Origin of the sequence: Frankia sp. R82 (genome assembly GCF_023716925.1) — a bacterium.
Classification (GTDB): Bacteria; Actinomycetota; Actinomycetes; order Frankiales; family Frankiaceae; genus Frankia.
This window is the reverse complement of sequence record NZ_JAMQQG010000023.1, coordinates 12,733-26,591: the sequence shown is the minus strand read 5'-3', so window position 1 is coordinate 26,591 and position 13,859 is coordinate 12,733. Positions and strand designations below refer to the sequence as shown.

The following is a 13,859-nucleotide window of genomic DNA, read 5'->3' as shown; positions in this document are numbered from 1 at the left end:
GAGGCCCGGCCGAACCGACCGCGTCGACAGCGGCCTGCGCCGGGGCCGTCCTCACCGGGGAACTCTCACCCGGGAACTCTCAACCGGGAAAATAGTGGGTGAAGAAGACGTCGGCGACCGTAGCCCATCGGGCGCTGGTGAGTTCCGCCTTGGCTGGCATGGCGATGTCGTTCATGAACGCCCGGATCTCGTAGACGGCGAGCCGGTCGTCAGCGGTGGGCCCGGCGTCCGTCGGGAACGCACCCATGCCGTAGTAGTCCGCCTTGTTCTCGACCTTCGGATCGGGAAAGTCCGCGAGGTGGCGCCGGTCGCGACCACGGTGGCCGGGCGGCGGGGAGGCGGCGTCCTTGGCGAGGTTGTGCCGCGCCTCGTCGCCGTGCAGGACCGAGGTCCACCACGCCCGGACGGAAGGACCGTGCGTGACCAGGCTCCACCGCGCCGGATGGTCGGCGGTGACCCCACGCGGCAGCCATTCCGTCTTCTCCACCAGCGGCGAGCCGGTCCGCGCCACCACGTCGGTGGCCAGCGGATCCGCCCGGTAGGGCAGCGGGAAGACGAACCGGTGGTCGGGCCCGCCGTACTCCGGCGGCCAGATCGCCGCGGTGATGTCCAGGGCGGCCAGCAGATCGCGGTCAAACCGCGGCAGGGCCTGGTACATGGCGTGGAAGTCGGTGCGGTGCAGCGCCAGGAACGCCGACTTCGGCGAGTCGGCGTTGACCAGGACGAGGGTCTGCGCCGGTACCTCGTCGGCCGGCAGCTTCAGGGTCACGGCGTGGACGTCCTGGGTGAACGCGGCGTCGGTGAAATCGAAGATCTTGTTGGTGACATCGGGCATCGTCGGCTTCGCCGGGTCGACCAGCCGCGACAGCGGTACGGCGGTCGCGGCGAACAGGAACAGCTGGCAGGCCCACCGGAAGCCGAGTGCCTTCGGGGACGGCCCGGACGGCCACTCCAGCAGCTTCGACCAGGTCTCGAGGTCGTCGAGGTGGCCGGCATGGCCGGTGCGGGTCAGCACGGCCCGGAAGAACGTCGGCAGCTTCGCGAGCGGGATACCGACGGTGGCCTGCGCCTGGGCGCCGAAGGTCGGGTCGGTGATGCGCAGGGTGCCGCTACGCAGCCACGTGCCGCCCTCGAACGCCGTGTTCTGGTCGAAGGCGATGTCCCGCGGACCGCCCTCGGCGAGCTTCGCGGCGATCCGGGCCGCGACGGTGAGCGCGGCGCGCGCCGACGCCTCGTCCGCGAACGGTTTCGTCACGAACTCCAGCTCCGAGGTGGCACCGAGCAGGTGCGTCTCGTCGCCCTCCAGGGTCAGGCCGACCGGATGGCGGTAGACGACCTCCCGCTCGCCGATGTCGGCGACGCCCGACCTCGGCACGAAGACGTTCTGGGTCTGCAGCTCGAACCCGAACAAGAACCGGCTCCCCCCGCCCGCGACCGCACAGCCACGTGGCGTGGCCCACAGTAGGACGAACATCGTCCACCGATGTCGGCCTTCCGGTGGATGACCCAACCTTCGACTCGTTTGCGTTGCCATCTGGGCTAAATGTCTGTTATATACATCAGCAGGAATTGCCGGTGGGCCCGCGCGCAGGCCGGAGCACCGCGCGTGAGATGCCCCACCGGGACATCGACGACAGGTCGCGGGAATCTGGCACCGAACCTCGGTAGCGTCAGGTGAACCCGCAACCCAGCGCCCGTCGGTGGCGCAGTGGAGGTCTGACCATGCCCGCCGAGGCTTCCCTGCCCGCCGATCGCACCGTGACCAGCCGGATCCCGGAGCCCACGGTGCCCCCCGATGCCGTCGTCGGCGAAGCGACGGGAGCGGGCCGGGCAGGCGGGGACGAGCCGTGGATACCGACGGGCAGCTTCGCCACTGGTCTCGCGTCCAGCGATCTGCTGGTCTCCGCGCGCCGCTGCCTGGCGATCGCGCCGCTGACCGGCGCGATCCGCTCCCGGGCCGGCTTCGCCTCGACCGCGGCCATCCTGCACCTGGTCGACTTCAGCACCTCGCACCCCGCGATGATCGCCGTCCGGCCGGACTGGACCGCCACGCAGGACATCTCGGTGCACGGCGCGAGTCGGATCATGGACGGCCCGGTCGTCGTGGACAATCGACTCGTCCGGGCGGGCAAGAAGGTCGCCATCGTGGAGTCCGACATCTATGACGCACACGGGGTGGACGACCTGCGCGAACTGCACCGGATGCTCGGCGATGCCACCCCGGCGGGCCGGCCTGGCGCCGACGTCGAAGGCCTGACCAGGGCTGGGCGGGCGCTGGTGACGTTCGCCCGCCTCCCGCGGGTCGCCGCTCCCGGGATGGACGACTACGACCCCAGCCGATGGATCGGCCAGATCCGCAGCTCCGCCGGCGTCGTCGAGCGGTCGGCGAGCCACCTCCAGGACACCCTGGGCGCACAGCTGCTGGACGCCGCCACCGGGCAGTTCGAGCTGCACCGCACCCCGTACGTCACCAACAGCATCGGGACGATCCTCGGCGGGGCACAGGCCGCACTGGTCGAAGCCGCCGCCGAGGCGATGTGCCCCACAGCCGTGACGATCGACCTGCAGATGCACTTCCTGGCGCAGCTGCGGTCCGGGCCGGCCCGCACGGTTGGACGGGTCCTGCGTGACACCGGCGAACACTGCGTGGTGACGGTGACGGTGGTCGACGCCGGTGCCGACGACCTGGTCCTCACCCTGGCCACGGTCACCCTGCAGCGGACCTCGACCGACCTGGGCTAGCCAGTCCCTCGTGGTTCACAGCACCGACGCCGAACCCGCGGACGCTCCTGTGGAGCGGACAAAAATGCAAGTCTGTCCTACCGCGACACACTGTGGCATGTTCGTCTCGACACCTGCGGAACGGACGTCTCCGACAGCCCGGTGACTCAGCGAATCGGCGACTCGACGAATCGGCGAATCGGCGAATCGGTGACTCACGGTATCCATTTGAGACGCGCGCGCGAGCCGAAAGAGGCACGATGACCACTGTGGAGCCCGAGGAAAGCGATCTTCTGTCGGCGTTCCGCCTGATCGACGAGCAGCTGGCCACGGCTCCAGGGGCGGAGAATCTTGTTGCTTTCCGTGAACGTATGCTCGCCGAGCTCGTCGGGGACGCCGACCGGGTCGCCGCGACGTTGGCGCCCGGCTTCTCCCTCGTCACCCAGGTCGGCGGGAAGACCCTGACCAGCGGGCGCGACCAGTTGGTCGCCAGCATCCAACGGCTCGGGGCCGCTCCCGGCGGCGCACTCATGTGGCTGCGGCTCGACGGTCTGGTGGCCGATCGCACCACCATCGCCGGCCACGGCTCGCTGGTCACGCTGACCGCGGTGCCCTCCGGTGGCCTGCGCCGCACCGTGGGGCCGCTCGCCTTCTTCGTCACCGGCGACGGGCCCCTGATCACCTCGGAATCGATCTACCTGGACCCGCAGGCGGACGAGACGTCCGTTATGGCCGACGCCACCCTGCTGGACCGGCAGCGCTGCCTCGACCTCGTCGGCGGCCCGCCCCAGCCCAACGGCTGATCTGGCCACCCACCCGCCCCGCTCACCCTCACAGACCAGGGACGACAAGACGTGGATCTCACTGGAGCATCGGCAGTCGTGACCGGCGCGGCCGGCGGACTGGGCGGCGCCACCGCCCGCCATCTCATCGGGCTCGGCGTCGCGGTCGTCATCTTCGATCGCGACGCCGAACGGGCGAAGGCCACGGCGTCCGACCTCGGGCCGGCCGCTACCGCCGTCGCCGGTGATGTCACCGACGCGAACGATGTCCAGGCGGCCGTCGACGCGGCCCGCGCCGCCGGCACCCTGTCGATCGTGGCCAACGTGGCCGGGGGTGGCAACCGGCCGACCCGCACGGTCGGCCGGGACGGAACGCCGCACGATCTGGAGACCTTCCAGCGCATCATCGCCATCAACACCGTCGGCACCTTCAACGTCACCCGCCTGGCCGCCGCCGCGATGGCCACCAACGAACCCGACGAGGACGGCCAGCGCGGTGTCGTGATCAACACCGGCTCGCTCGCGGGGCTCGAGGGACAGGCCGGGCAGATCGCCTATGCCGCGGCGAAGGCGGGCATCCTCGGCATGACGCTGCCGCTCGCCCGCGACCTCGCCCCGGTGGGCATCCGGGTGTGCGCCATCGCACCCGGCACGATCGGGACCGAGCTGATGCTGAACGCCCGCCAGGAGCTACAGGACAAACTCACCAGCAGCATCATCTTTCCGCACCGCATGGGCCGGCCGGAGGAGTTCGCGCTGCTGGTCGAGGCGATCGTGCGCAATCCCTACCTCAACGGCGAGAACATCCGCCTCGACGCCGCCCAGCGCCTCCCGGCCAAGTAGACCGGCTCTCGCAACCCCAGCCGCGCATGCCATGCGACACTAAGCAGGAGGTTTCCCGGTGACCGACAATCCGCACACAGAGCTTGCCGACCTCTACCGCGGTTCTTACTTCCCCGACCTCCTGCTCGCCGCCTTGCGTCGCGACCCCGCCCTGCCCGCGATCTACCTGGGCGAGGAAATCCTCACCCTCGGCCAGCTCGCCGAGCGGATCAGCCAGTACACCCAGGCGTACGCGGCGCGCGGGGTGGGCCCGGGCAGCGGCGTGGCGGTGCTGTCCACCAACCGGCCCGAGGTGCTCTACGCCATCGGCGCCTATCTGATGAACGGTGCCCGCAACACCCCGCTGCACCCGCTGGGCTCGCTCGACGACCACGCGTACGTCCTGCAGGATGCCGAGATCGAGACCCTGGTGTTCGACCCGGGTTTCGCGTCGCGGGCCGCCGCGCTGCGCGACCGGGTGCCCGGCCTGAAGCGGCTGCTGTCGTTCGGCCCGTCCGAGGTCGGCGAGGACCTGCTGGCCCTGGCCGCGACGTTCGAGCCCGCCGAACTGGTCGCCCCGGCCGTGGACCCCGAGTCGATCTCGGCGCTGGCCTACACCGGTGGAACCACCGGCAAGCCCAAGGGCGTGATGGCCACCTACCGGGGCAGCGCGGCGATGGCGCATATTCTCATCTCCGAGTGGCAGTGGCCGGCGGAGCTTCGCCATCTGGTCTGCACCCCGCTCAGCCACGCCGGCTCCAGCTTCATCATTCCGGTGCTCCACCGCGGCGGTTCGATCGTGGTGCTGCCGAAGTTCGATGCCGGCGCGGTGCTGGCCGCGATCGAGCAGTACCGCATCACGTCGCTGTTCCTCGTCCCGTCGATGATCTACGCGATTCTTGACCACCCGGCATTCGCCGAGACGGACCTGTCCAGCCTGGAAACGGTGTTCTACGGCGCATCGGCGATGTCGCCGACCCGGCTGCGTGAGGCCATCGGAAAGCTGGGCCCGATCTTCTTCCAGTTCTACGGCCAGACCGAGGCGCCACAGACCCTGTTCGTGCTGCGCAAGGAGGAGCACGACCCGGACAGTCCGGCCCGCCTGGCCAGCTGCGGGCGGCCGGTGCCGTGGGTGCACGTCGCCCTGCTCGACGAGGCCGGCAATCCCGTCCCACCGGGTGAGCCGGGCGAGATCTGCGCCCGTGGCCCGCTGCTGATGAAGGGCTACTGGAACAAGCCGGAGGCGACCGCCGAGGCGTTCGCGGGCGGCTGGTTGCACACCGGTGACATCGCCCGGCAGGACCCGGATGGTTTCTACACGATCGTCGACCGCCGCAAGGACATGATTGTCAGCGGTGGATTCAACGTGTTCCCCCGCGAGATCGAGGACGTCCTGTCCGAGCATCCCGGGGTCGCCGCGTCCGCGGTGATCGGTGTCCCGGACCCGAAATGGGGCGAGGCGGTCACCGCCGTCGTCGTGCGCCGCCCCGGCGTCGACGTCACCGTCGAGGAGCTGCGGGCGCTGGTCAAGGAGCGCAAGGGCCCGCACCACTCACCCAAGAACATCGAGTTCGCCGACGCCGTGCCGCTGACCGCCGTCGGCAAGCCCGACAAGGTGGCCCTGCGGGCCCGGTACTGGTCCGGCTCCGACCGCCAGATCGGCTGACCCTCCGCTCCCCGCCTGGTCCCACGACGCGGTGCACCACCGTCCCTCGGAAGTGGTGCTGACCGCGCTGTCGAGGGGATCTCCGGCGGTACAGTGGCTGGCACTCAGCGAGGTCGAGTGCCAATTCGCGGTGCGACGGGTACCCGCGCCACCGGGAATGCCGTCCGCGGCGCCGGGTGCCCCACCAGCGACTGGTACCTCTGCGCGCAGGCCTGCCCCCGAGAGGACCCAGCACGTATGGCAAAAATGATCGCGTTCGACGAGGAAGCCCGGCGCGGCCTGGAGCGCGGTGTGAACCGGCTGGCCGACGCGGTGAAGGTCACGCTCGGTCCCAAGGGTCGCAACGTGGTCCTCGCGAACAAGTTCGGCGTTCCCACCGTGACCAACGACGGTGTGAGCATCGCCCGCGAGGTCGAGCTGGAGGACTCCTACGAGCGGATCGGCGCGGAGCTCGTCAAGGAGGTCGCGAAGAAGACCAACGACGTCGCGGGTGACGGCACCACCACCGCGACCATCCTGGCCCAGGCACTGGTCCGCGAGGGTCTGCGCAACGTGGCCGCCGGCGCGGGTCCCCTCGGCCTGAAGAAGGGCATCGAGGTCGCGGTCGCCAGTGTCGTGGCGGAGCTCCTGCGCAGCGCCAGGGAGGTGGAGACCAAGGAGCAGATCGCCTCCACCGCCTCCATCTCGGCCGGCGACCCGGCGATCGGCGCGCTCATCGCCGAGGCGCTGGACAAGGTCGGCAAGGAAGGCGTCATCACCGTCGAGGAGAGCAACACCTTCGGTCTCGAGCTTGAGCTCACCGAGGGCATGCGCTTCGACAAGGGCTACATCTCGCCGTACTTCGTCACCGACGCCGACCGTCAGGAAGCCGTCCTCGACGACCCGTACATCCTGATCGTCAACAGCAAGATCTCCGCGGTCAAGGACGTTCTCCCGCTGCTGGAGAAGGTCATGCAGACCTCGAAGCCGCTGGTCATCATCTCCGAGGACGTCGAGGGCGAGGCCCTGGCCACGCTCGTCGTCAACAAGATCCGCGGCACCTTCAAGAGCGTCGCGGTCAAGGCCCCCGGCTTCGGCGACCGCCGCAAGGCCCAGCTGGAGGACATCGCGATTCTCACCGGCGGCCAGGTCATCTCCGCGGACATCGGCCTCACTCTGGAGGCCGCCACCCTGGACCTGCTCGGCCGGGCCCGCCGGGTCGTCATCACCGCCGACGAGACCACCATCGTGGACGGTCTCGGCGCCGCGGACCAGATCGAGGCCCGCATCAGCCAGCTCCGCAACGAGATCGAGTCGGCCGACACCGACTACGACCGGGAGAAGAACCAGGAGCGCCTCGCGAAGCTCGCCGGTGGTGTCGCCGTCATCAAGGTCGGCGCGGCCACCGAGGTCGAGCTCAAGGAGAAGAAGCACCGCATCGAGGACGCGGTCTCCAACGCCAAGGCCGCCGTCGAGGAGGGCATCGTCGCCGGCGGTGGCGTGGCGCTCCTGCAGGCCTCGATCACCGCCTTCGAGAAGCTCGACCTCTCCGGCGACGAGGCCACCGGCGCCAACATCGTCCGCCTCGCCCTGGAAGCCCCCATCAAGCAGATCGCCTTCAACAGCGGTCTCGAGGGTGGCGTCGTGGTCGAGAAGGTCCGCAACCTGCCCACCGGCCACGGCCTCAACGCCGCCACCGGGCAGTACGTCGACCTGATCGCCGCCGGCATCATCGACCCGGTCAAGGTCACCCGTTCGGCGCTGCAGAACGCCGCGTCCATCGCCGCTCTGCTGCTGACCACCGAGGCCGTCGTGGCAAACGCCCCCGAAGACGTGGCCGCCGACGCCGCCGGGGTCGACGCCGCCATGCGCCAGCAGGGTTTCTGAGCCGACCGCACCAGAACCCGTCAGGCCCCTGGCCGAATCCCGATCGGGCCGGACCGCCGACAGCCACACTCCGTGGCCAGCCAGCGGCCCGGCCCGGCCCGGCCCGGCGCAACGGTCACCATCACCGGCCCCGAACAATGGCCGAGTTTCCCTGGTTGCCGCCGCGGGACCCGGGTGTGACCCGCGGGCCACGGAAAGGCGCCCGGACACCTGACGTCCGAAACATCGTCAGCCCGAACCCACCCGCGCCGTGAAATCCTCGACCGTGCCGAACAGCCCCAGCAGCCCGAGCACCAGCGGCACCATCGCGGCCAACACGACGATCTCGGTGACCCCGAGCGCCTGGTCCCAGCGATACCCGGAGCCGGTCGCGGTCTGGGCCAGACCGAGCAGGAACAGTCCGGTCACGGCGAACACCGCGAAGCGCAGCACCTCGTTGCCGATACCGGACACCACGGTGACCTCGAAGGCGACCAGCCCAACGGTGGCCGCGAGCACGAGCGGGAGTACCTCCGAGCGCAGCCGCGCGGTCCGGGAGCGCAGCAGCAGAGCCACCGACGCCGCCGCCACGAACAGCTCGCCGAGCAGGCCCGGGTTGCACACCACGACGGCGATGAGACCGATGGCGACCGCCGCCGCGATCCCGGCAAGCAGCGACGCAAGCGTCCGGTGGGCGAGACTCAGCATCTCCCGGGCCGCGGCGACCTCCCCGGGTCCGGGATGGGCGGCACCGCCACGATGCCCGGGGCCAGCACCTGGGCCGACCAGCGCGGATGTGAACCCCGTCCCGCGCAGCACCAGGTCGGGAAGCACGGCCGTCAGCATTATCAGGACGAACACCGCGGCGGCCAGCGTGGCCGCCGTGCCCGACGCGGTGCGTACGTGAGCCGCGATGACGACGGCCGCGGGCACCGCCGTCGCCAACGCGGCGGTGCCCAGTGCCACCGTCGCCGGGTGCGGGCGCTCGAGGCCGACGAGCGGCACGCTGAGCACCGCGGCGGCCACCACGGCCAACGCACCCGCCAGGATCTGCCCCGGCACCTCGATCGCGCCCATCGACGCGCATCCCACCGCCCCCACGCCCACGTACTCGATACCCAGGTGGGCGCAGATCAGCCGGGCCGGCGAGGCGCGCGGGACCAACCTGACCGACCCGAGCAGTACCAGAGCCGTGGTGCAGCACAGGGCTACCGCCAGGCCGGAGACCGGCCGGCCGGCGGCGAGCAGGGGGGCCGCGAGCAGGGCGAAGCCGCTGGCTCCCCATCGCAGCAGGCGACCTGCGGTCCTGGCATCCAACCGGTCCGTACTCTCGTCCACGTCCGCCTGGGCCACCTCGACCAGGTCGGTGATCACAGGTGGCGCGGTCGCCACGTCGTTTCGCGCCATGACCAAAACGTCGCCGGTGAGCACGCCGGCCTGGCCGAGGGTCGTCGTACTGGCCAGTGGGGCGCCGCCGAGCGGCGCCAGCCCCCAGCCGGTCAGTCTCGAATCGCCGGCGGGGCCGACGGGAAGCCGGGCGAGCCGGGCGAGTGCCGGCAGCAGAACCGCGACCGGCACGTTCACGGGCAACGACACGTCCATGCGGCGGCCGGTGGCGACCACGCTGATCCGGCACATGGCGGCTGCGCCGGAAAAAACATAAGGCGCGGCGGACGGTTTATCGGTGGTCAAGAACGCCAGCCTCCAGCGACGAATCGACACGCTCCCCGGACGCGGAGCCGATCCCAGCTCGTTCCACGTCGGCAGCAAAGAACGCGGTGCGGGCCGAACGGAGCCTTGGTCCAAGGATACGGTTGGGTCGGTCCCGGGTAAGTGAGCCCCGGATGTGGCCGGCCCGGGTGCTGGAGGCCGCACGCGGGGGAATCGGGGAAGAGGTAACATTGATGGGCACGCTTGTCCTCACGCGTCCGCAGCGGGTCGATTTTCCGGCTCCTCCGGACGAGGAGCCCATCCAGCTCCCGCAGCCGCCACCCCCGACGGCAACGCGCACCGCCGGGATGCTTGCCTGTCTGTTCCCTCTCCTCGGCGGCATCGGGATGCTTGCTTTCAGCCTGGCCAATCCGCGGCCACGCTACATCCTGGTCAGCGTCGTGTTCATGTTCGCCTCCGTCGGCATGGGCGTGGGGATGTACTTTCAGCAGCGCTCTGCCGGGCGCAACACCTTCGGCGAGCAGCGTCGGCACTATCTCGCCGCCCTCGCGGTCGCCCGCGAACGACTGTCCATCGCCGCCGCGTGGCGGCGTGACGCCGAGCAGTGGGCTCATCCGGATCCCCTGGCGCTGTGGTCCGCCGCCGGCAACCCGGCCCGATGCTGGGAACGCCGTTCGGATTCGCCGGATTTCCTGCAGGCCCGGGTGGGCGTCGGGGCCCGCCCGTTCGACTGCCTGCCCGCGTCAGCCAGCGCCGGCCATTCCATGGATCGCCGCGATCCTGTCTGCGAGGCGGCGCTCGCCGGACTGACCAGTGCCTTCGCGGTTCTGCCCGCGCTACCGCTGACCGTCCGGTTGGACGAGATCGCGACGCTCGCGGTGGTCGGCCCCGCCCAACGTTGCCGTGGCGTGGTGCGCGCCCTGCTCGCGCAGCTCGTCACCTTCCACGCCCCCGACGACCTGCGGCTGGCCGTCTGTCGTACCCCGGAGTCGGCCAAGTGGTGGGAGTGGGTGAAGTGGCTGCCCCACATCGAGCATCCCGAGGCGCTCGCGGCGGACGGACCGGTGCGGCTGGTGTGCTCCGATCTGCCCGGGCTCGCCGCCCTGGTGGGTAGCGAGCTCACGGTACGACGCACAGCGGCCCGAGCGCCGGCGACACCGCACGCGTCCGGCGGCGGCGCCCGACGCCACCCGGACGGCGGCGGCCCACATCTGGTCATGGTGGTCGACCTCGGCCGGACGCCAGCGCCCGAGGCCATGGGCGACCTGCTCGCCCTGCCGCCCGGGTGCGGGGTCACCGTCGTCGTCTGCGTCCCGGAGTCCGCGGCCGAGCCCACCCGGGTGGACTGCCGGCTGCGGCTGGCCGACGACGGGCTGCGGATCGAGACCGGCGGCGGCGAGTTGCTCGACGAGGGTGTCGCCGACCTGGTGACCGTGACGGACGCCGAGGCACTGGCTCGCACGCTCGCCCCGTACCGGCTCTCCGCGCAGCCATCGGGACGCACGCTCGCCGGCCGGTTCACCCTCACCGAGTTGTTGGACGTCCCCGACCCGGCCCAGCTGGACGTCCGCCAGGGCTGGCGGCCCCGCCCCGAGGCCGACCGGCTGCGGGCGCCGATCGGCCTGGCCGCCGGCGGCGAGACGGTGAGCCTCGATCTGAAGGACTGGTCGGTGGGCGGCATGGGCTCCCACGGCCTGCTCGTCGGTGCGACCGGCTCGGGAAAGAGCGAGCTGTTGCGCACCCTGGTCGTGGGACTCGCGGCGCGGCACGCACCCGACGAGCTCGCCTTCGTTCTGGTGGACTTCAAGGGCGGAGCAACGTTCTCCCGACTGGGCCGGCTTCCGCACGTCGCCGGAGCGATCACCAACCTCGAGCAGGATCCCACGCTGGCCGACCGCATGCTCACCGCCCTGGACGGCGAGCTGGACCGTCGACAGCGGGTGCTGAAGGCGGCCGGGGAGCTCGACTCGGCCGACGAGTACCGCCGACTACGTGCCACCAGAAACGACGGGGAACCCCTGCCGTCACTGTTCGTCGTCGTCGACGAGTTCGGTGAGCTCCTCGTCGCGAAACCCGAGTTCGTCGACCTGTTCGGGCGCATCGGTCGGCTCGGCCGCAGCCTGGGCGTGCATCTGCTGCTCGCCTCCCAGCGGTTGGAGGAGGGGCGGCTGCGGGGCCTGGAGAACCATCTCAACTACCGCATCGCGCTTCGCACGTTCAGTGAGCAGGACAGCCGTTCCGCGATCGGTGTGCCCGACGCCTACCGGCTGCCCGGCACCCTTCCCGGATCGGCGTACCTGAAGGTCGGCCCGGTCCTGTCCGAGCCGTTCCGGACGGCTCGGGTCTCGTCGACCTACCGTGGGCCCGAACCGGTGGCCGCCACGCCGCACCCGGTCGTGACCCGGTTCGTCGCCATCGCGGCGGGCCCGGCAACCGACCCGGGCGCGGCAGCCACATCAGGCGACGCCGACCGGGCCCACCCGAGCGGTCAGGACGGCCAGCTGGGCCGCGAAGCGGTCACGGTGATGGGATCCTTCGGTTTCGACGACGACCCGTCCCGTCAGTCCGTCGCGGACGTCGTCGTCGATCGCCTGCGCGCCGCCGCGCCACCGGTGCGTCAGGTCTGGCTGCCGCCGCTCGGCACGGCCGTCCCGCTCAGCACCGTTGTTCCACCCAGCACCATTGTTCCACCCAGCACCGTTGTTCCACTCGACGCTGCCGGCCGGCAGCCGGTCGGACTCGCCACCGCGATCGGCCTGGTCGACCGGCCCGCCGAGCAGCATCAGGAGCCACTCGTCGTGGACCTGGCGGGGGGCGCCGGCAACGTCGCCGTCGTCGGCGGCCCGCAGAGCGGCAAGAGCACTCTGCTGCGCACCCTGGTGTGCGCGCTGGCCCGGGCCTACGGGCCCCGCGACGTCCAGTTCTACTGTGTGGACTCCGGAGGCGGTCTACTCGCTCCGCTTGCCGGATTGCCGCAGGTGGGCACGGTTGCGGGCCGCGGCGACCCGGAACGGGTCCGCCGGGTCGTCGCCGAGATGCACGCGTTGATGGCCTTCCGACAGGAGTCGTTTCCCGCCACCGGCGTCGATTCGATCGCGGTCTTCCGTGCCCGCCGCCGCGCCAAGGCCCCGGCCGAGCACCCCGATGACGAGTTCGGCGATGCGTTCCTCGTCATCGACAACTGGGCGGCCTTCGCCCTCGACCACGAAGATCTCGTGCCATCCGTCCAGCGCATCGCGACAGGCGGCCTCAACGTCGGCGTCCATCTGGTGATCTCCGCGAACCGATGGCTCGACATGCGCCCGTCACTGCGGGACGCCATGGGCACTCGGTTCGAACTGCGCCTCGGTACGCCGAGCGACAGCGAGATCGACCGGCGGCAGGCGGCCCGGATTCCCACCGACGTTCCCGGTCGCGGGCTGACCACGGACAAGTACCACTTCCAGGTGGCATTGCCGCGGGTGGACGGGCGGCCCACCACCGATGGTCTCGCCGAGGCTCTGGATGCCCTGGTCAAGGCGGAGCGGGTCCGCTGGCCGGTTGGCGGAGCTCGCCCGGTCCGGGTGCTGCCGACCAGCCTGCGCCGCTCGGACCTGCCCGTCCCACGCACCCCCGAGGGCGCTGACGCCACGTCCGGCGCTGGCGGGGTACCAATCGCCGTCGCCGAGACGGATCTCGGCACGGTCCGACTCGACCTGACCGGCCGAGACCCGCACTTCCTCATCCTCGGGGACGGCGGGTCCGGGAAGACGACCTTCCTGCGCAGCTGGCTGACCGGATTCCAGCAGACCTGCCCGGCAACGAGCGCCAAGATCCTGGTGGTGGACTACCGGCGGAGTCTGCTCGGCGCCGTCCACGGCGAGCACCTGCTGGAGTACGCCGGGTCCGCGCCGGCCACGGTCGAGTACGTCGGGCAGGTCGCGGCGGTGCTGGAGAGTCGGATACCCGGCCCGGATGTCACGCCCGAGCAGATGGCCGACCGCAGCTGGTGGACGGGATCCGACGTCTATGTCGTGGTCGACGACTACGACGTGGTGGCATCCAGCGCGGGCAGCCCGTTGGCGCCGCTGCTGCCGTATCTACCGCTGGCGTCGGATGTGGGCCTGCATATGGTGCTCTCCCGCCGGGTGGGTGGCATGGCCCGAACCGGCTTCGAGCCGGTGATCGCGATGCTGCGGGATCTGGCGACCCCCGGGCTGATCCTGTCCGGAGACCCGGGCGAAGGCCCCGTGCTGGGCCCGGTGCGGGCCACACACCAGCCACCGGGCCGCGGCCTGATGGTCCGCCGCGGGACCCGCCCCGTCCTGGTCCAGACCGCGTGGGACCCACCCGACACCGGCCGCTGACGGACG

General features: G+C 71.0%; 8 protein-coding genes. 6 read left to right on the top strand and 2 right to left on the bottom strand.

The window, feature by feature from the left end:
- Positions 1-79: 79 nt before the first annotated feature.
- A complete protein-coding gene (locus ND747_RS07080) occupies positions 80-1,411 on the bottom strand; it encodes a hypothetical protein (protein WP_251732666.1) in 1,332 nt (443 codons plus the stop codon).
- Between the two features lie 311 nt (positions 1,412-1,722).
- Between ND747_RS07080 and ND747_RS07075 the strand changes: the two genes are divergently transcribed.
- The 5 genes from ND747_RS07075 to groL all read left to right on the top strand — a co-directional run bounded on the left by ND747_RS07075 (position 1,723) and on the right by groL (position 7,857).
- Positions 1,723-2,742, top strand: a complete 1,020-nt coding sequence (locus ND747_RS07075; protein WP_251732665.1) for an acyl-CoA thioesterase domain-containing protein — start codon at positions 1,723-1,725, stop codon at positions 2,740-2,742.
- A gap of 239 nt (positions 2,743-2,981) precedes the next feature.
- On the top strand, positions 2,982-3,524 hold the full coding sequence (locus ND747_RS07070; RefSeq protein ID WP_251732664.1) for a hypothetical protein: 543 nt from the start codon (positions 2,982-2,984) through the stop codon (positions 3,522-3,524).
- Positions 3,525-3,575: 51 nt separating this feature from the next.
- Positions 3,576-4,346 (top strand): SDR family NAD(P)-dependent oxidoreductase, encoded by a 771-nt coding sequence (locus tag ND747_RS07065; protein ID WP_251732663.1) that lies wholly within the window; start codon positions 3,576-3,578, stop codon positions 4,344-4,346.
- Between the two features lie 58 nt (positions 4,347-4,404).
- Positions 4,405-5,991: an AMP-binding protein gene (locus tag ND747_RS07060; protein ID WP_251732662.1), complete on the top strand. Its 1,587-nt coding sequence runs from the start codon at positions 4,405-4,407 to the stop codon at positions 5,989-5,991.
- 237 nt (positions 5,992-6,228) lie between these two features.
- A complete protein-coding gene (groL, locus tag ND747_RS07055; protein WP_251732661.1) occupies positions 6,229-7,857 on the top strand; it encodes a chaperonin GroEL in 1,629 nt (542 codons plus the stop codon).
- A gap of 228 nt (positions 7,858-8,085) precedes the next feature.
- Here groL and ND747_RS07050 read toward each other — a convergent pair whose 3' ends face one another.
- Positions 8,086-9,474, bottom strand: a complete 1,389-nt coding sequence (locus ND747_RS07050; protein WP_251732660.1) for an EsaB/YukD family protein — start codon at positions 9,472-9,474, stop codon at positions 8,086-8,088.
- Positions 9,475-9,740: 266 nt separating this feature from the next.
- Here ND747_RS07050 and eccCb point away from each other — a divergent pair, with 266 nt between their 5' ends.
- Positions 9,741-13,853: a type VII secretion protein EccCb gene (gene eccCb / locus ND747_RS07045; RefSeq protein WP_251732659.1), complete on the top strand. Its 4,113-nt coding sequence runs from the start codon at positions 9,741-9,743 to the stop codon at positions 13,851-13,853.
- Positions 13,854-13,859: the final 6 nt, after the last annotated feature.

Coding starts and splice junctions, on each gene's coding strand:
- ND747_RS07075 (WP_251732665.1), top strand. CDS start 1,723: ATGCCCGCCGAGGCTTCCCTGCCCGCCGATCGCACCGTGACCAGCCGG.
- ND747_RS07070 (WP_251732664.1), top strand. CDS start 2,982: ATGACCACTGTGGAGCCCGAGGAAAGCGATCTTCTGTCGGCGTTCCGC.
- groL (WP_251732661.1), top strand. CDS start 6,229: ATGGCAAAAATGATCGCGTTCGACGAGGAAGCCCGGCGCGGCCTGGAG.
- ND747_RS07050 (WP_251732660.1), bottom strand. CDS start 9,474: ATGTGCCGGATCAGCGTGGTCGCCACCGGCCGCCGCATGGACGTGTCG.
- eccCb (WP_251732659.1), top strand. CDS start 9,741: ATGGGCACGCTTGTCCTCACGCGTCCGCAGCGGGTCGATTTTCCGGCT.